The organism is Streptococcus oralis (assembly GCF_003943825.1).
Lineage (GTDB): Bacteria > Bacillota > Bacilli > Lactobacillales > Streptococcaceae > Streptococcus > Streptococcus oralis_CD.
In genome coordinates this window covers 50,424-69,263 of record NZ_RJNJ01000006.1, presented here as the reverse complement: position 1 = coordinate 69,263, position 18,840 = coordinate 50,424, and the positions used below count along the sequence as shown (strand labels likewise).

The window sequence follows — 18,840 nt, the reverse complement described above, 5'->3', positions numbered from 1 at the left end:
AAAAAATATAGGAGAATCAAAATGGCAGAAATTACAGCTAAACTTGTAAAAGAGTTGCGTGAAAAATCTGGTGCCGGTGTTATGGACGCTAAAAAAGCGCTTGTAGAAACAGACGGTGACATCGAAAAAGCGATCGAATTGCTTCGTGAAAAAGGTATGGCGAAAGCAGCTAAGAAAGCTGACCGTGTTGCAGCTGAAGGTTTGACTGGTGTGTTTGTTAACGGTAACGTTGCAGCAGTAGTTGAAGTAAATGCCGAAACTGACTTCGTTGCGAAAAACGCTCAATTCGTTGACTTGGTAAACGCAACAGCTAAAGTAATCGCTGAAGGAAAACCAGCTAACAACGAAGAGGCTCTTGCTTTGACAATGCCTTCAGGTGAAACTCTTGAAGCTGCATATGTATCTGCAACAGCTACAATCGGTGAAAAAATCTCATTCCGTCGTTTTGCTTTGCTTGAAAAAACAGAAGCGCAACACTTTGGAGCATACCAACACAATGGTGGACGTATCGGTGTTATCTCTGTAATCGAAGGTGGAGACGAAGCGCTTGCTAAACAAATCTCAATGCACATTGCTGCGATGAAACCAACAGTTCTTTCTTACAAAGAATTGGATGAGCAATTTGTTAAAGATGAGTTGGCACAATTGAACCACGTAATCGATCAAGATAACGAAAGCCGTGCAATGGTTGGTAAACCAGCTCTTCCACACTTGAAGTATGGATCAAAAGCACAATTGACTGATGAAGTGATTGCTCAAGCTGAAGCTGATATCAAAGCTGAGTTGGCTGCAGAAGGCAAACCAGAAAAAATCTGGGACAAAATCATCCCAGGTAAAATGGACCGCTTCATGCTTGACAACACTAAAGTTGACCAAGCATACACACTTCTTGCACAAGTATACATCATGGATGACAGCAAGACAGTTGAAGCTTACCTTGAATCAGTAAATGCTTCAGTAGTTGAGTTCGCTCGCTTTGAAGTTGGTGAAGGTATCGAGAAAGCTGCAAACGACTTTGAAGCAGAAGTTGCAGCTACAATGGCAGCAGCCTTGAATAACTAATAGAAAAGGAAGCAAATTGCTTCCTTTTTCTTTTTGTCTAGAGAGTAGAGTCTTTATGAGTAAACAAAAAGCCCTTTAATAAGGGCTAAGTGCATTTAGGAGGCTACACTTCAAATTCATAGAGTGCTGTAGACAAATAACGTTCGCCGTTATCTGGTGCTAAAGCAAGTACTTTCTTACCTGTACCTAATTTCTTGGCAACCTCAATTGCCCCGTAAATCGCTGCAGCTGAAGAAATCCCAACAAGGAAGCCTTCTTTTCCACCAATTTCACGGCCAAGCGCTAGAGCATCATCTGACGTTACGCGGACGATACCATCATAGGCCTTTGTATCAAGTGTTTCGGGAATAAATCCAGCTGAGATGCCTTGAATTTTGTGAGGTCCTGGTTTTTCACCAGACAAGATAGCTGACTCGTCTGCCTCAACTGCATAAACTTGAATGTTTGGATTTGCTGCTTTAAGAGCGTGAGAAACACCTGAGATCGTTCCACCGGTGCCAACACCACCCACAAAAGCATCTAAACCATCAGAACCGAAAGCAGCCAGTATTTCAGCTCCTGTTGTTCTTTCGTGTACTTCTGGATTAGCTGGATTATTAAATTGGAGTGGAAGGAAGCCGTCACGTTCAGCGGCGATTTCCTGAGCTTTGGCAATGGCCCCTTTCATTCCTTCGCTACCAGGAGTGAGGACGAGTTCAGCACCATACGCTTGGATAATTTTACGGCGTTCCACACTCATCGTTTCAGGCATGACGATAACAACTTTATATCCTTTAGCAGCACCGACCCATGAAAGACCGATACCAGTGTTTCCACTCGTTGCTTCAACAATAGTAGCACCCGGTTTTAGAATACCATCTTGTTCTGCTTTTTCAATCATGCTAAGGGCAATACGGTCTTTAACTGACGATCCTGGGTTAAAGGCTTCTAGTTTAACATAGACGTCTGCAGCACCCTCTGGAACAATGTTGTTGAGTTTAACAATTGGTGTTTGTCCAATAAGTTCAGTGATATTGTTATAAATAGCCATAGATATACCTCTTTGTATAAGATGATACTAGTATAACGCGCTTAAGGCCATTTGTAAAATATAGAAATCCTATCAAAGTGATAGGATTTTTTTATATCAAAGGTCTAAGCCATTAATTTTTAATCGATTGTGATAAGCCAATTCTAATAAATAGGAATAAAGAGGGAGGATGTCCATTTTTTTAGGGAATTCAAATTTATGGAAACTCAGATGCTCATTATGTGCTTTTAGAAAGACATTTTCTAAATAAGTGATCGTAATCTCACTATCATCTATACCTGCTCCAGCAGTTTCCATTTCAACGTTGACAATGTTCATCAAAAAGAGTGACTTAACAGACACCTTACGACCAGTGGCACCTTGCTTATCTGTAAAGATGATACGGATATTTGTAAAGATGATTGAATCGCGAATAAGTTTATACCCGCTTTGAATTTCTTCATCCTCTAGTAGATATTGTCCATATTCTTTGATAAGAGTCTCTTTGTTTTCCTCGCTAAAGTTTCCAGCAAGTCCTTGAATAAATTTCCCAAAAGCCATGTATTTCTCCTTTGTTTACACTAAGTTTACAGGAACTTCAACTTCTCGTAAACCTTGATCTGTTAAAGTAACCTTTCCATTAAAAAACTCTATAAGAGCAGACTTGATATTTTCTTTCTCTTCCTTATCAACATAGATCATTGTAGCAATTTGATCTGTAAAGTTTGTATCCAGCTCCATGAGATGATGCTCTCTAAGGAAATTGCCATATTCTTGATACTGAGCGTAAGACATCTGAATGGCTATGCCAGCCTGTTCTTTGATTTCAATAATGCCAATTTCTTTGACAGCCAAGGCTACGCTACCTGCATAAGCACGAATCAAACCACCAGCACCTAGTTTGATGCCACCAAAGTAGCGGGTAACTACTACACAGACATTGGTAAGATTATGATTTTCTAAGACTCCGAGCATAGGGACTCCAGCAGTACCACTAGGCTCCCCATCATCACTCGTACGTTTGATTTCACTGCGTTCCCCTAGAATAAAAGCAGAGCAGTTATGGGTGGCTTTGTAGTGTTCTTTTTTGATAGCAGTGATAAAGTCACGAGCTTCTTCTTCACTATAGACACGCTTGGCATGACAGATAAAGCGTGATTTTTTGATTTCTTCTTGGACCTGCCCATCCTCTTTAATTGTTCTAAATTCCATGATTTAATTGTACTAAAAAATTACCTAAAGCGCTATATTTTTACGAATATTAAAGTATGAAAGTAAATCCAAATTATCTCGGTCGCTTGTTTACTGAGAAAGAATTAACGGAAGAAGAACGACAGGAAGCAGTGAGACTGCCAGCAATGAGAAAAGAGAAGGGGAAACTGTTTTGTCAACGTTGTAATAGTTTGATTCTAGAAGAATGGTATTTGCCTATCGGCGCTTACTATTGTAGGGAGTGTTTACTGATGAAGAGAGTCAGGAGTGATCAAGCTTTATACTATTTTCCTCAAGAGGATTTTCCTAAGCAAGACGTCCTCAAATGGCGTGGTCAGTTAACACCTTTTCAAGAAAAAGTGTCAGAGGGACTGCTTCAGGCGGTAGACAAGCAAGAGCCAACCTTGGTTCACGCTGTGACAGGAGCTGGAAAGACAGAGATGATTTATCAAGTTGTGGCTAAAGTGATTGATGATGGTGGTGCAGTTTGTTTGGCCAGTCCTCGAATTGATGTGTGTTTAGAACTGTATAAGCGACTGCAGAATGACTTTGCTTGTGATATAGCGCTACTCCATGGCGAATCAGAGCCCTATTTTCGAACTCCCTTAGTAATTGCAACAACTCATCAGTTATTAAAATTTTATCATGCTTTTGATTTGTTGATAGTGGATGAGGTAGATGCCTTTCCTTATGTTGACAACACTATGCTTTACTATGCTGTAAAGAATAGTGTAAAGGAGGATGGATTGAGGATATTCCTTACAGCAACTTCTACAGATGAGTTAGATAGGAAGGTTCGCACAGGAGAATTAAAACGATTAAGCTTGCCGAGACGGTTTCATGGAAATCCTTTGATTATTCCTAAACCAGTATGGTTATCGGATTTTAATCACTGTTTAGAGAAAAGTCAGTTGTCGTCCAAGTTAAAGACCTACATTGAGAAACAGAGAAGAACAGGTTATCCACTGCTGATTTTTGCATCAGAGATTAAGAAAGGCGAAAAACTAAAAGAAATCTTGAAGGAGCAGTACCCGAATGAGAATATCGGCTTTGTGTCTTCTGTGACAGAAGACCGATTAGAGCAGGTGCAAGCTTTTCGAGATGGAGAACTAACAATACTGATCAGTACGACAATCTTGGAACGCGGGGTTACCTTCCCTTGTGTGGATGTTTTCGTAGTAGAAGCTAATCATCGACTCTTTACCAAGTCTAGCTTGATTCAGATTGGAGGGCGAGTTGGACGCAGTATGGACAGACCAACTGGTGAGTTGCTCTTCTTTCATGATGGATTAAATGCTTCCATCAAAAAGGCAATCAAGGAAATCAAGAAGATGAACAAGGAGGCGGGATTATGAACTGTTTACTATGTGGTCAGACTACAAAAAGTGAGTTAACTTTTGGTAGTCTCTTCCTTTTGAAGCACGACTGCAGTTATCTTTGTTCAGATTGTGCTTCTAGTTTTGAGAAGATTGGTGAGAAATATTGTCCAAACTGTATGAAAACAGGACTGTCAACTAATTGTCAAGATTGTAAACTTTGGTGTAAAGAAGGAATTCGAGTTGATCATAAAGCAATCTTTACCTATAATCAAGCTATGAAAGACTTTTTCAGTAGATATAAGTTTGATGGTGATTTTTTGCTTAGAAAGGTTTTTGCTTCCGTTCTTGCTGAGGAACTGAAAAAGTATAGAGGTTATCAATTTGTTGTAATTCCCCTAAGCCCTGAAAGATTGCTTGAGAGGGGGTTTAACCAAGTCGAGGGTTTGGTTGAGGCAGCAGGCTTTTCTTTTAAAGATATATTAGGAAAAAGAGAAGAGAGTGCTAGTTCTTCTAAAAGCCGTTTAGAAAGGTTGGCTACTGAAATTCCATTTTTTATTAAAGATGGAAACTCACTTCCTAAGAAGATTTTGCTGATTGATGACATCTATACAACAGGGGCAACTGTGAATCGTGTGAAACGACTTTTGGCAGAAGCAGGTGCTTTGGAAGTTAAAACTTTTTCCCTTGTAAGATGAGGAAAAAATTTGCAAAATGAAAATGAAAGCGTTATAATATAGTTAGAAAAACAAAAATGTTTAGAAAGAAGGTACTTATATGATTAAATATAGTATCCGTGGTGAAAACCTAGAAGTAACAGAAGCAATTCGTGATTATGTAGTTTCTAAACTCGAAAAGATCGAAAAGTATTTCCAACCTGAGCAGGAGTTGGATGCACGTGTGAACTTGAAAGTTTACCGTGAAAAAACAGCAAAGGTTGAGGTAACAATTCCACTTGGATCTATCACTCTTCGTGCTGAAGATATTTCTCAAGATATGTATGGTTCTATCGATCTTGTAACAGATAAAATTGAACGTCAGATTCGTAAAAATAAAACTAAAATCGAACGTAAGAATAAAAGTAAAGTTGCGACAAGTCAACTCTTTACAGATGCTCTAGTTGAGGATGTAAATGTTGTGCAACCAAAAGTCGTTCGTTCAAAACAAATTGATTTGAAGCCAATGGATTTAGAAGAAGCCCTTCTTCAAATGGATTTATTGGGACATGATTTCTTTATCTATGTAGATGTAGAAGATCAAACAACTAATGTTTTGTATCGCCGTGAAGATGGTGAAGTCGGTTTGTTAGAAGTAAAAGAATCATAAAATAGAATGTTTAAAGTGGTTTACACCAGTGTAAACCACTTTTGTATTGCAATATTATAAAAGGTATAAATGGGGGCAGTTATGAAAGACGTGGTGATTGTTTCTGCAGTACGAACTCCAATAGGCTCCTTTGGAGGAGGTTTGAAGAATGTTTCAGCTGTTGATTTGGGAGCGTTGGTTATTAAGAGTGCTTTGGAAAAAGCCAATGTCAAACCAGAGCTAGTAGATGAAGTGATTATGGGGAATGTACTAGGCGCAGGTTTAGGGCAAAACGTAGCTCGTCAAATGAGCATACACGCAGGACTCCCTGAATTTACACCAGCCTTTACTATCAACAAGGTTTGTGGTTCCGGTTTGAAGGCCGTGCAGTTGGCTGCTCAAGCGATTCGATGTGGCGATGCAGATATTATCGTAGCTGGTGGTGCAGAAAACATGAGTCAGGCTCCATACGTTTTGCCAAGTTTCCGTTGGGGTGGCCGTATGGGAGATTCGAAAGTGGTAGATACCATGATTAAGGACGGTTTGTCTGATGCCTTTAACGAATACCATATGGGAATTACAGCTGAAAATGTGGCTGAAGAATATGGCATCAGTCGAGAAGAGCAAGATGCTCTTGCTTTAGAGTCACAAAAACGAGCAGTTGCAGCTATAGAATCTGGACGCTTTAAAGAAGAGATAGTGCCAGTTGTCATTCCTCAACGCAAAGGCGATCCTATCGTTTTCGATACAGATGAATATCCTAGAAAAGATGCTAGCTTAGAGAGCCTGTCTAAGCTAGGTCCGGTTTTCAAAAAAGACGGTTCTGTCACAGCGGGAAATGCTTCAGGAATCAATGACGGGGCAGCAGCAGCCCTAATCATGAGTGCTGAAAAAGCTGAAGAATTAGGACTTTCAGTGATTGCCCACATTCGTTCGTATGCAAGTGCAGGTTTGGATCCTAAGATGATGGGATGTGGACCGATTTATGCGACTCGCAAGGCTCTTGAAAAAGGCAATTTGACAGTCGAAGATCTCGACTTGATTGAGTCAAATGAAGCTTTTGCTGCCCAGGCTTGTGCAGTTGGTAAAACACTTGGTTTCAACACAGATATTGTCAACGTCAATGGTGGCGCCATTGCTCTTGGTCACCCAATTGGGGCTTCCGGTTGCCGTATCCTAGTAACGCTGGTACATGAGATGATGAAACGTGATGCTAAAACTGGCTTAGCAACTCTCTGTATCGGAGGAGGGATGGGGACTGCCCTTATCGTGGAACGCTAGGTGTTAGTGATCTGAACACGTGGGTAGGAGGGTGATGATTCCCTCCTCTTTTTGTGTCTGAAGTTAGAGAAATCAATCATGAAAGAAGGGCTTGCATCTTTTAAAAGGTCGCTTTTTAAGGGTTTTTGTGATATAATAATGCGCAAGAGGTTTAGAATGAAAAAAAATAATTTAATCCCGTTTTCTGCGGTCTTATTAGGACTTGCAACTTTCGGAATCTTAACTTTGCTGATTATTTTTTCACATAATCTTGCTGTAACAGTCACTGTTTTGTTTTTATTTGTACTGCTTTATTTGCTTTTATTCGTTTGGCAAAAAAAACAGTATGAAAAGAGCGAAATTGAACAAATCCAATATGTAAATCACCAAGCCGAAAATAGCTTGAGTACTTTGCTTGATCAAATGCCAGTGGGAGTCCTGAAATTAGACCTATCAAGTGGAGAAGTGGAATGGTTTAATCCCTATGCTGAGCTGATTTTAACTACTGAAGAGGGCGAAATTGATGTTGAGTTAATTCAAACCATCATCAAGGCTTCTGTTGGAAATCCTGGTTCGTATGCTACCTTGGGCGAAACACGATATGCTGTTCATATGGACAAGGCTTCGGGTGTTTTGTATTTCTTTGATGTTTCTGGAGAGTACGAAGCAACTGTCGAATTGGTAACTAGCCGTCCAGTCATTGGAGTCATCTCAGTAGATAACTATGATGATTTGGAGGATGCGACATCTGACTCCGATATCAGTCATATCAATAGTTTTGTAGCCAATTTTGTTTCAGAATTTGCTAGTAAGTATGCTATGTTTTCTCGCCGTGTGGGGATGGATCGTTTTTATGTATTCACAGATTACACAGTACTCGAGGAACTGATGAATGACAAATTCTCTGTTATTGATACTTTCCGAGAAGAATCAAAACAGAGGCAACTAGCCCTAACCTTAAGTATGGGATTTTCTTATGGTGATGGAAACCATGAAGAGATAGGGAAAATTGCCTTGCTCAACTTGAACTTAGCAGAAGTTCGCGGTGGAGACCAGGTGGTGGTCAAGGAAAATAACGAAACCAAGAATCCAGTCTACTTTGGTGGAGGAACTGCTGCGTCTATCAAACGTACTCGTACACGTACCAGAGCCATGATGACAGCCATTTCTGATAAGATTCGAAGTGTTGATCAGGTTTTTGTAGTCGGTCATAAAAATCTAGACATGGATGCTTTGGGCTCTGCTGTCGGTATGCAGTTGTTTGCAAGTAATATTATCGAGAACAGTTATGCTGTCTACGATGCAGACCATATGCCAGCAGATATCGAACGTGCTATTCAGTTCTTGAAGAAGGAAGATGTCACGAAACTTTTATCTCTTACAGATGCGATGAAGTTAGTTACAAACCGTTCATTATTGATTCTAGTGGATCATTCCAAGACGGCTCTGACCTTGTCAAAAGATTTTTATGATTTGTTCACTCAAACTATTGTTATTGACCATCATAGACGTGATCAGGATTTCCCTGAGAATGCAGTCATCACCTATATTGAAAGTGGGGCAAGTAGTGCCAGTGAGTTGGTAACAGAATTGATTCAGTTCCAAAATTCTAAGAAGAATCGTTTGAGTCGTATGCAGGCCAGTGTTTTGATGGCTGGTATGATGCTGGATACCAAGAATTTCACATCTCGCGTGACGAGCCGAACCTTTGATGTGGCTAGCTATCTGAGAACACGGGGAAGTGACAGTATTGCTATCCAGGAGATTGCTGCGACAGATTTTGAAGAGTACCGTGAGGTAAATGAACTCATTTTACAAGGTCGTAAGTTAGGTTCAGATATCTTGATTGCCCAAGCTAAGGACTCAATGTCTTATGACACAGTTGTTATCAGTAAAGCTGCCGATGCTATGTTGGCTATGTCTGGTATTGAAGCCAGCTTCGTTCTAGCAAAAAATACACAAGGATTTATCTCTATCTCGGCTCGAAGTCGTAGTAAAATCAATGTGCAACGCATTATGGAAGAGTTGGGTGGTGGAGGTCACTTTAATCTAGCTGCCGCGCAAATCGAGGATATGAGTTTGTCGGAAGCAGGAGAAAAATTGACTCAACTAATCTTGGAAGAACTAAAGGAAAAGGAGAAAGAAGAATGAAAGTAATCTTTTTAGCAGATGTTAAAGGAAAAGGGAAGAAAGGCGAAATTAAGGAAGTACCAACTGGCTACGCTCAAAACTTCCTGATTAAAAAGAATTTGGCCAAGGAAGCAACTGCTCAAGCAGTGGGTGAGTTGCGTGGAAAACAAAAATCAGAAGAAAAGGCTCATGCTGAAATGATTGCTGAAGCAAAAGCCATCAAGGCTAAGCTTGAGGCAGAAGAAACAGTTGTAGAGTTTGTTGAAAAGGTTGGACCAGATGGCCGTACATTTGGTTCCATCACTAACAAGAAAATTGCAGAAGAATTGCAAAAGCAGTTTGGTATTAAGATTGATAAACGCAATATTCAAGTGCAAGCACCAATTCGAGCAGTAGGTTTGATTGATGTACCAGTGAAGATCTATCAAGATGTCACAAGTGTCATCAATCTTCGTGTAAAAGAAGGTTAAGTTTACAACCTCTTGACAAGATTGTAAAAGGAAGGAAAGTTGGATGGCAGAAGTAGAGGAACTGCGAGTTCAACCTCAGGATATTTTAGCAGAACAATCTGTTCTGGGGGCTATTTTTATAGATGAGAGTAAGCTCGTTTTTGTCCGAGAATACATTGATTCTCGTGACTTCTTTAAGTATGCTCATCGGTTGATTTTCCAAGCGATGGTAGATTTGTCGGATCGTGGGGAAGCGATTGATGCGACGACGGTTCGAACGATTTTGGATAGCCAAGGCGATCTCCAAAATATTGGTGGCTTGTCTTATCTTGTTGAAATTGTCAACTCTGTACCAACTTCAGCCAATGCAGAATATTACGCTAAAATTGTAGCCGAAAAGGCTATGCTTCGTCGCTTGATTTCCAAGTTGACAGAGTCTGTCAACCAAGCTTATGAGGCTTCTAAGCCTGCAGATGAAATCATCGCTCAGGCTGAAAAGGGACTCATTGATGTTAGCGAAAACGCCAATCGTAGTGGGTTCAAGAACATCCGAGATATTCTAAATATCAACTTTGGGAACCTAGAAGTTCGGTCACAACAAACTACGGATATCACTGGTATTGCAACGGGTTACCGTGATTTGGACCATATGACGACAGGTCTCCATGAGGAGGAATTAATTATTCTAGCGGCGCGACCAGCGGTTGGTAAGACGGCCTTTGCTTTGAACATTGCTCAGAACATTGGGACTAAGTTGGACAAGACGGTTGCCATCTTTTCACTGGAAATGGGTGCGGAAAGTCTAGTAGACCGTATGTTGGCGGCCGAAGGATTAGTGGAGTCCCATTCTATCCGTACAGGTCAATTGACTGATGAGGAATGGCAAAAGTATACCATTGCCCAAGGGAACCTAGCCAACGCGAGTATCTATATTGATGATACGCCAGGGATTCGGATCACGGAAATTCGCTCTCGCTCACGTAAACTGGCTCAAGAAACAGGCAATCTAGGCTTGATTTTGATCGACTACCTACAGCTTATCACAGGGACTGGTCGTGAGAACCGCCAACAAGAAGTCTCTGAAATTTCTCGTCAGTTGAAAATTCTAGCTAAAGAGCTAAAGGTTCCAGTCATTGCTCTTAGTCAGTTATCTCGTGGAGTGGAACAGCGTCAGGATAAGAGACCTGTCTTGTCTGATATTCGTGAATCGGGTTCTATCGAGCAGGATGCGGATATCGTAGCCTTTCTATACCGTGACGACTACTACGATCGTGCGGGTGAAGAAGAGGAAGGAATTCCAAATAACAAGGTTGAGGTTATCATCGAGAAAAACCGTAGTGGAGCTCGTGGAACGGTGGAATTGATTTTCCAAAAAGAATACAATAAATTTTCAAGTATCTCAAAGAGGGAGGCATAAGATGTCAGATGCATTTACAGATGTAGCCAAGATGAAAAAAATCAAAGAAGAGATCAAGGCACATGAGGGACAAGTCGTTGAAATGACTTTGGAAAATGGCCGTAAGCGCCAAAAAAATAGATTGGGTAAGCTAATTGAGGTTTATCCATCTCTATTTATCGTTGAATTTGGGGATGTTGAAGGAGACAAACAAGCCAATGTCTACGTTGAATCCTTCACCTACTCAGATATCTTGACAGAAAAGAACTTGATTCGCTATCTAGACTAAGAATCCTAAAATGAAGTGAGCTTTGCTCACTTTTTTCTTTTTCTCCCGAATAGTATAAACGAGGGTAACCTCGAAAATTTATATTATTAAGGAGAATGAATGACGTTTTTAAAATCAGGAGTTAAGAAGAGTAGATGTACTCAGTTGAGTGTAGGGCTGGCTACTTTGTTCGTTACGAGTACCTTTTTGTTTGGTGGAGAATCAGTTCAGGCCGACAGTGTAGCGCGTGGAGATGACTATCCGCTTCACTACAAAAATGGTAGTGTTGAAATCGATCAGTGGCGGATGTATTCTCGCCAGTGTACCTCTTTTGCGGCCTTTCGTTTGAGTAGTGTAAATGGCTTTGAGATTCCTCCTGCCTACGGAAATGCGAATGAATGGGGACATCGTGCAAGGCGAGAAGGCTACCGTGTGGATACTAAGCCAGAAGTTGGGGCTATTGCTTGGTCGATAGAAGGATATTATGGGCACGTGGCCTGGGTATCAAATGTGTCGGGGGATACGATTGAAATCGAAGAGTATAACTATGGGGTTCGAGAAAAGTATAATCGTCGAAAAGTCAAGGCTAGTTCGATGACAGGTTTTATTCATTTTAGGGATTTATCTGCTAGCCATAGTGCGGGTGAGAATGCTCATAGCTCAGAGCTTCCGTCTAGTGGGACAATAGTATTCACGGAGAAATCGCCGATTATGGACCAACCGTCAAGTACAGGACAGGTTATTGACTACTATTATGCTGGTGAGAGTGTGAGTTATGATCAAGTTCTTGAAAAGGATGGTTATAAGTGGCTCGGTTATCTATCCTACAGTGGTGCTAGAAGATATGTGCAGTATACAAAGTTAAGCAATACAGAGAAAGGCTGGAAAAAAGAAGGAGGGAGTTGGTATTACCGAGAGAATGGTAAGCTAGCAACAGGATGGAAAAAAGTTAATGGCAATTGGTATCATTTAAAAGAAAATGGGGCCATGTCAACTGGCTGGGTTAAGGATGGCTCTCACTGGTATTATCTAAAGGCTTCGGGTGAGATGCAGACGGGATGGCTTAAAGACAAGGGAACTTGGTATTACTTAGAGGAATCTGGCCGGATGAAAGCTAGTCAATGGTTCCAAGTCTCGGGTAAACATTACTATGTTGATGCTTCGGGAGCCTTAGCTGTTAATACGATTATTGATGGCTACAGACTAGACAGTGATGGGGTAAGGATAGGAAGTGTTTCTTAAACATCATACAAGCTTTCTTCTTGTTCATAAAATTTTAAAATGGATATCGAATTAGTTGACGTTCTTTAAATAGTATAATATAATAACATTAAAAACTATAAAAGGGGCTTTGTCTAATGGACAAGAAGAAAGTTATTTTAACAAGTTTAGCAAGTGCAGCTGTATTGGGTGCTAGTGTACTCGTTTCACAGCCTTCAGTAGTTAAGGCAGATGAAGGGAAAGCAGAAGAGCAGGCAGTTGTTCCTGCACAACCACAAGCTGGAACAGAAGGGGAGAGCGGTGCTCAAACTGAAAAGGGATCAGAAAACGCTAGTCCAGCTAATCCTGGTGCGACAAATCCAGCTAAGATGACCAAAGAAGAGTTGATGAAGGCTTTGGATGAACTTGAGGAACAGGCTATTAGTGATATTGAGGATAAGGAAGCAATTGAGGACAAAGAGGCTGCAACTGAAGCTGTGAAGGAATATATCGGTAAGATGTATATTTCAGACACTCTTGAGTCTGGAGAGCTCAGCCTAGATAATATCATCGCTGAATTGCCAGAAGGTGCAGAAGATAAGGCTGTGGTAACAGGTCCTGAAGCTCAAACTAATAAAAAATTATCTACTGAGGAGAAGGCTCTACTAGACCAGGCTGAAAAAGATGCCAAAGAACAAGTTTCTCAAGCGACGGATGCTCTGGTTCAAGCCCTAGAATCTCTTGAAAATGCTGTAATTGAAGATATTAAAAAAGACGCTTCAATCACCGATAAAGAAACGGCCATCAAAGAAGCCAAAGAAGAGATCGGTAAAGAAGACCTTTTGAAGGCTATCGCAGATGAGGATTTGGAGATTGGTGATGTTATTGTAGACTGGCCAGCAGATACGAGCGAGCACAAAACAGTAGTTGAACCTGTATCAGAATTCACAGATGAAGACCAAGCTAAGTTAGACGAAGCTGATAAAGAGGCTCAGGTTGATGTAGCTAAAGTTCGCTCAGATTTAATCGCTACCCTAGAAAAAATTGAAAGAGAGACAATCGACGACATCAACAAAGATGCCACTATCACTGATAAGGAAGCAGCGATCAAGGCAGCTAAAGAAGTGATTGGCAAGGACGGCATCTTGAAAGCTATCGAAGAAGGTGACATCGAAGCGTCAGATTTGTTAGATGATTTCTTGGCAGAAGATAGTGAACAAGTAACACCAGCCGAAGCGACGAGCCAAGAAGATTTCTCAAGTCAAGACCAAGCAAAACTGGCTGCAGCGGACAAGGAAGCAGCAGAAGAAGCAGCCAAAGTTCGCTCAGATTTAATCGCTACCTTAGAAAAAATTGAAAAATCAACCATCGACGACATCAACAAGGATGCCACTATCACTGATAAGGAAGCGGCGATTAAGGCGGCTAAAGAAGTGATTGGCAAGGACGCTATCTTGAAAGCCATCGAAGAAGGTGAGCTAGACGCCTCAGACTTGTTAGCAGACTTCTTGGCAGAGGATAGCGATCAGGTGACACCAGCCGAAGCGACGAGCCAAGAAGATTTCTCAAGTCAAGACCAAGCAAAACTGGCTGCAGGGGACAAGGAAGCAGCGGAAGAAGCAGCCAAAGTTCGAACAGAATTGCTTTCAACTCTTGAAGGCATCGAAAAATCAACCATCGATGATATCAACAAGGATGCCACTATCACTGATAAGGAAGCAGCTATTAAGGCAGCTAAAGAAGTGATTGGCAAGGATGCTATCTTGAAAGCCATCGAAGAAGGTGACATCGAAGCGTCCGACTTGTTAGATGATTTCTTGGCAGAAGACAGCGATCAGGTGACACCAGCCGAAGCGATGAGCCAAGAAGATTTCTCAAGTCAAGACCAAGCTAAACTCGCTGCAGCGGACAAGGAAGCAGCAGAAGAAGCAGCCAAAGTTCGCTCAGATTTAATCGCTACCCTAGAAAAAATTGAAAAATCAACCATCGATGACATCAACAAGGATGCCACTATCACTGATAAGGAAGCAGCCATCAAGGCAGCTAAAGAAGTGATTGGCAAGGACGGCATCTTGAAAGCTATCGAAGAAGGTGACATTGATGCCTCAGACTTGTTAGATGATTTCTTGGCAGAGGATAGCGATCAGGTAAGCCCAGCTGAATCGAAGACTCAATCACAGCTTTCTAGCCAAGACCAAGCTAAACTCACTGCAGCAGATAAGGAAGCAGCCGAGGTGGCTAAGAAAGAGGAAGAAGCTAAGAAGGCGGCAGAAGAAAAAGCCCACAGCGAATTGTTGACAACCCTTGAGGGTATCGAAAAATCAACCATCGATGACATCAACAAGGATGCCACTATCACTGATAAGGAAGCGGCGATTAAGGCGGCTAAAGAAGTGATTGGCAAGGATGCCATCTTGAAAGCTATCGAAGATGGAGATATCGAAGCGTCTGACTTGCTAGATGATTTCTTAGCAGAAGACAGTGACCAGGTGACACCAGCCGAAGAGATGAGCCAAGACGATTTCTCAAGCCAAGACCAAGCTAAACTTGCTGCAGCTGACAAGGAAGCGGCAGAAGAAAATAGTAATGCGAAAAAACTTGAGCTAAGTAAATTAGAAGAGCAAGTTGCTAAGATTAAAGCGCAATTATCAAGTTTACAAGTTTCTGGTGACAAGAATAGTCAAGTCAAAGACTTGCAACAAGCTTTAGTAGACTATGAGGATGCTATTAAGACTCTAAGCAGTGTCATGTCGGCTGTTCTTGAAATTGAAGACTTTAAAGGTGGGGTGAACGCAGTAGAAGCTGCAACTGCAGAGTTGCCAGAATACAACAAAGGTGTAAATGCGGTAGAAGCTGCTGTAAATGAACTCCCAGCCTATGCAGAAAGTGGCGCTCCAGTCGTAGCGAACGTTCCAGCTTACGGAGAAAGCGGTACACCAATAGTAAACAATACTCTGCCTTATGCAGAAAGTGGCGCCCCAGCCGTAGTGAATGTTCCAGCTTACGGAGAAAGCGGTACACCAATAGTCAGCAACACTCTGCCTTATGCAGAAAGTGGTGCACCAGCCGTAGCAAATGTTCCAGCTTACGGAGAAAGTGGCGCACCAGCCGTAGCGAGTGTTCCAGCCTATGGAGAAAGCGGTGCCCCAGCAGTATCCAATATTCCAGCCTATGCTGAAAAGATTGAACCTGCAGTAAATGAAGTTCCAGAATACACTGGCAGTGTAGCTCCTTTGGCTACAAGCCCTACTCTTGGAACTGAACAAGATCGTACCTACAAAGCGCCTGCAGCAACGGATGAACAACTCCTTCCAAATACAGGAAGCCAAGATGCTTCAGCAGTTGCATCGCTAGGATTTATTGGTCTCCTTCTTGGTTTGCTACCATTTGCAAAGAGAAAATTGAACAAATAAATCGCATGAAATCAATAAAAGAAAAGGATTTGAATAGTCCTTTTCTTTTTTATGGTGAAATAGGAACAAGTCCACGTTTTTCAGCTCTTTCCGATGGTATTTTTCCCCTCTTTCCTTTATAATGGGTGTATGGACAAGAAAAAATTATTATTAATTGATGGATCTTCAGTTGCTTTTCGAGCTTTTTTTGCGCTCTATCAGCAGTTGGATCGTTTTAAAAATGCTAATGGCCTTCATACCAATGCAATCTATGGCTTTCAACTCATGTTGAATCATGTCTTAGAGCGGGTTGAGCCCAGTCATGTTTTGGTAGCCTTTGATGCAGGTAAGACGACTTTTCGAACAGAGATGTATGCAGACTACAAAGGTGGCCGTGCTAAAACTCCAGATGAGTTTCGTGAGCAATTTCCCTTCATTCGTGAGTTGTTAGACCATCTTGGGATTCGCCATTATGAGTTGGCCCAGTATGAAGCGGATGATATCATCGGGACTTTAGGCCGTTTGGCTGAGAAGGATTCTTTTGATGTGACAATCGTTAGCGGAGATAAGGATTTGATCCAGTTGACGGATGAGCATACGGTGGTCGAGATTTCTAAGAAAGGTGTGGCTGAGTTTGAGGCCTTTACGCCGGACTATCTCATGGAAAAGATGGGCCTCACGCCAGCTCAGTTCATTGATCTTAAGGCCCTCATGGGGGATAAGTCTGATAATATCCCTGGTGTCACGAAAGTCGGTGAAAAGACGGGTATCAAGCTCTTGCTGGAACATGGTTCGCTCGAGGGTATTTATGAAAATATCGATGGGATGAAGGCTTCTAAGATGAAGGAAAATCTCATCAATGACAAGGAACAAGCCTTTTTGTCTAAAACCTTGGCGACCATTGAAACTCAGGCACCAATTGAGATTGGCCTTGATGATTTGGTATATAATGGCCCAGATGTGGAAAATCTCGGGAAATTCTACGATGAGATGGGCTTCAAACAGCTCAAACAAGCTCTAAATGTTTCGTCGAAGGATGCGCCTGAGAGCTTGGATTTCACTATTGTTGACCACGTCAGTCAAGACATGCTGAGTGCCGACTCTATCTTCCACTTTGAACTCTTTGGAGAAAACTACCATACAGATGATTTGGTTGGTTTTGCTTGGTCTTGTGGGGATAAACTTTACGCTACAGATAAACTTGAGCTCTTGCAGGAGCCAATTTTCAAGGAATTTTTAGAAAAAACACCTCTGAAAGTGTATGACTTTAAAAAAGCGAAGGTTCTTTTAAATCGCTTGGGTTTGAATCTGCAGGCCCCTGCTTTTGACAACCGTTTGGCAAAATACTTACTCTCAACAGTCGAGAACAATGAAATCTCAACCATTGCGACTCTCTACGGTCAAACATACTTGGTCGATGATGAGACTTTCTACGGTAAGGGGGTCAAGAAAGCTATCCCTGAGAGAGAGAAATTCTTGGAACACCTAGCTCGCAAGGTTGCTGTATTGGTTGAGACTGAGCCGGTTTTACTTGAAAAACTCAGTGAACATGGGCAGTTAGATCTTCTCTATGACATGGAGCAGCCTCTAGCTTTTGTCCTTGCCAAGATGGAAATCGCTGGAATCAAGGTCAAAAAAGAAACCTTGCTTGAGATGCAGGCTGAAAATGAGGTCGTCATTGAGCAACTCACTCAAGAGATTTACGAACTAGCTGGTGAGGAGTTTAATATCAACTCCCCTAAGCAGTTGGGCGTCCTTCTCTTTGAAAAACTTGGTCTGCCTCTAGAATACACTAAGAAAACCAAGACAGGTTACTCGACAGCCGTGGATGTGCTAGAGCGACTGGCTCCTATTGCTCCGATTGTTAAAAAAATCCTAGATTACCGTCAGATTGCCAAGATTCAATCGACTTACGTGGTTGGCTTGCAGGATTGGATTTTAGATGATGGCAAGATTCACACGCGCTATGTGCAGGATTTGACTCAGACTGGGCGTTTGTCTAGTGTGGATCCCAACTTGCAAAATATTCCTGTGCGTTTGGAGCAAGGCCGTCTCATTCGTAAGGCTTTTGTGCCTGAGTGGGAGGATAGTGTGCTGCTCAGCTCGGACTATTCACAGATTGAATTGCGCGTTTTGGCACATATCTCTAAAGATGAGCACTTGATTAAGGCCTTCCAAGAGGGAGCAGATATCCATACCTCGACGGCCATGCGGGTCTTTGGAATTGAACGTCCTGAGGATGTGACTCCAAACGACCGTCGCAATGCCAAGGCTGTTAACTTTGGAGTGGTTTACGGGATTTCAGATTTTGGCTTGTCTAATAATCTGGGCATCAGCCGTAAGGAAGCAAAAGCCTACATTGATACTTACTTTGAACGCTTCCCAGGTATTAAAAACTACATGGATGAGGTGGTGCGTGAGGCGCGTGATAAGGGCTATGTAGAGACCCTCTTCAAGCGTCGTCGTGAGTTGCCGGATATCAATTCGCGCAACTTCAACATTCGTGGTTTTGCAGAGCGGACTGCCATCAACTCTCCTATCCAGGGTTCGGCAGCAGATATCCTCAAGATTGCTATGATTCAGCTAGACAAGGCTTTAGTAGCGGGCGGTTATCAGACCAAGATGCTGTTGCAAGTTCATGATGAAATCGTCCTTGAAGTTCCGAAATCAGAACTAGCAGCTGTCAAAGATCTAGTGAAACAAACCATGGAAGAAGCCATCCAGCTCAGTGTTCCCCTTATCGCAGATGAAAATGAAGGGGCAACATGGTACGAGGCTAAATAAGAAAGTTATGAAAGAGTTTGAAGGGCGTGCCTTCAAACTCTTTTTCATAGTTTTCTG

The 18,840-nt window shown here is 41.9% G+C and carries 15 protein-coding genes; 12 read left to right on the top strand and 3 right to left on the bottom strand.

Going from position 1 to position 18,840, the window contains the following annotated elements:
* The first annotated feature begins 21 nt into the window (after window positions 1–21).
* Window positions 22–1,062 carry a translation elongation factor Ts gene (gene tsf / locus D8863_RS06595; RefSeq protein ID WP_125441439.1) on the top strand — a complete coding sequence of 347 codons (1,041 nt, stop codon included), beginning with the start codon at window positions 22–24 and terminating at the stop codon, window positions 1,060–1,062.
* A gap of 103 nt (window positions 1,063–1,165) precedes the next feature.
* On the opposite strand, the gene cysK is transcribed toward tsf, so the two are convergent.
* The 3 genes from cysK to D8863_RS06580 form a co-directional block, all read right to left on the bottom strand.
* Window positions 1,166–2,092: a cysteine synthase A gene (cysK, locus tag D8863_RS06590; protein WP_061421561.1), complete on the bottom strand. Its 927-nt coding sequence runs from the start codon at window positions 2,090–2,092 to the stop codon at window positions 1,166–1,168.
* 96 nt (window positions 2,093–2,188) lie between these two features.
* Window positions 2,189–2,632 carry a PH domain-containing protein gene (locus D8863_RS06585; protein ID WP_125441438.1) on the bottom strand — a complete coding sequence of 148 codons (444 nt, stop codon included), beginning with the start codon at window positions 2,630–2,632 and terminating at the stop codon, window positions 2,189–2,191.
* A gap of 15 nt (window positions 2,633–2,647) precedes the next feature.
* Entirely contained in the window at window positions 2,648–3,283 is a 636-nt protein-coding gene (locus D8863_RS06580) for a YigZ family protein (RefSeq protein ID WP_125441437.1), read from the bottom strand.
* A gap of 56 nt (window positions 3,284–3,339) precedes the next feature.
* On the opposite strand from D8863_RS06580, the gene D8863_RS06575 reads away from it, so the two are divergent.
* The 11 genes from D8863_RS06575 to polA all read left to right on the top strand — a co-directional run bounded on the left by D8863_RS06575 (window position 3,340) and on the right by polA (window position 18,783).
* Window positions 3,340–4,638 (top strand): ATP-dependent helicase ComFA, encoded by a 1,299-nt coding sequence (locus tag D8863_RS06575; protein WP_049505051.1) that lies wholly within the window; start codon window positions 3,340–3,342, stop codon window positions 4,636–4,638.
* The gene (locus tag D8863_RS06570) at window positions 4,635–5,297 is read left to right on the top strand and encodes a ComF family protein (RefSeq protein ID WP_049505053.1); all 663 of its coding nucleotides are present in this window, start codon (window positions 4,635–4,637) and stop codon (window positions 5,295–5,297) included. The genes D8863_RS06575 and D8863_RS06570 overlap by 4 nt, the downstream gene beginning before the upstream one ends.
* A 79-nt stretch (window positions 5,298–5,376) precedes the next feature.
* Window positions 5,377–5,925 (top strand): ribosome hibernation-promoting factor, HPF/YfiA family, encoded by a 549-nt coding sequence (gene hpf / locus D8863_RS06565; RefSeq protein WP_000599115.1) that lies wholly within the window; start codon window positions 5,377–5,379, stop codon window positions 5,923–5,925.
* Window positions 5,926–6,006: 81 nt separating this feature from the next.
* Window positions 6,007–7,185 carry an acetyl-CoA C-acetyltransferase gene (locus tag D8863_RS06560; RefSeq protein ID WP_125441436.1) on the top strand — a complete coding sequence of 393 codons (1,179 nt, stop codon included), beginning with the start codon at window positions 6,007–6,009 and terminating at the stop codon, window positions 7,183–7,185.
* 156 nt (window positions 7,186–7,341) lie between these two features.
* The gene (locus tag D8863_RS06555) at window positions 7,342–9,315 is read left to right on the top strand and encodes a DHH family phosphoesterase (RefSeq protein ID WP_125413836.1); all 1,974 of its coding nucleotides are present in this window, start codon (window positions 7,342–7,344) and stop codon (window positions 9,313–9,315) included.
* Entirely contained in the window at window positions 9,312–9,764 is a 453-nt protein-coding gene (gene rplI, locus D8863_RS06550; protein ID WP_000864211.1) for a 50S ribosomal protein L9, read from the top strand. Before D8863_RS06555 ends, rplI begins: the two co-directional genes overlap by 4 nt.
* A gap of 43 nt (window positions 9,765–9,807) precedes the next feature.
* Entirely contained in the window at window positions 9,808–11,160 is a 1,353-nt protein-coding gene (gene dnaB / locus D8863_RS06545; protein WP_000852476.1) for a replicative DNA helicase, read from the top strand.
* A gap of 1 nt (window position 11,161) precedes the next feature.
* Window positions 11,162–11,428, top strand: a complete 267-nt coding sequence (locus D8863_RS06540; RefSeq protein ID WP_001278165.1) for a Veg family protein — start codon at window positions 11,162–11,164, stop codon at window positions 11,426–11,428.
* Window positions 11,429–11,527: 99 nt separating this feature from the next.
* Window positions 11,528–12,649: an SH3 domain-containing protein gene (locus tag D8863_RS06535; protein ID WP_125441435.1), complete on the top strand. Its 1,122-nt coding sequence runs from the start codon at window positions 11,528–11,530 to the stop codon at window positions 12,647–12,649.
* 116 nt (window positions 12,650–12,765) lie between these two features.
* The gene (locus tag D8863_RS06530) at window positions 12,766–16,020 is read left to right on the top strand and encodes an SIALI-17 repeat-containing surface protein (RefSeq protein ID WP_125441434.1); all 3,255 of its coding nucleotides are present in this window, start codon (window positions 12,766–12,768) and stop codon (window positions 16,018–16,020) included.
* Between the two features lie 129 nt (window positions 16,021–16,149).
* A complete protein-coding gene (gene polA / locus D8863_RS06525) occupies window positions 16,150–18,783 on the top strand; it encodes a DNA polymerase I (protein ID WP_125441433.1) in 2,634 nt (877 codons plus the stop codon).
* Window positions 18,784–18,840 lie beyond the last annotated feature (57 nt).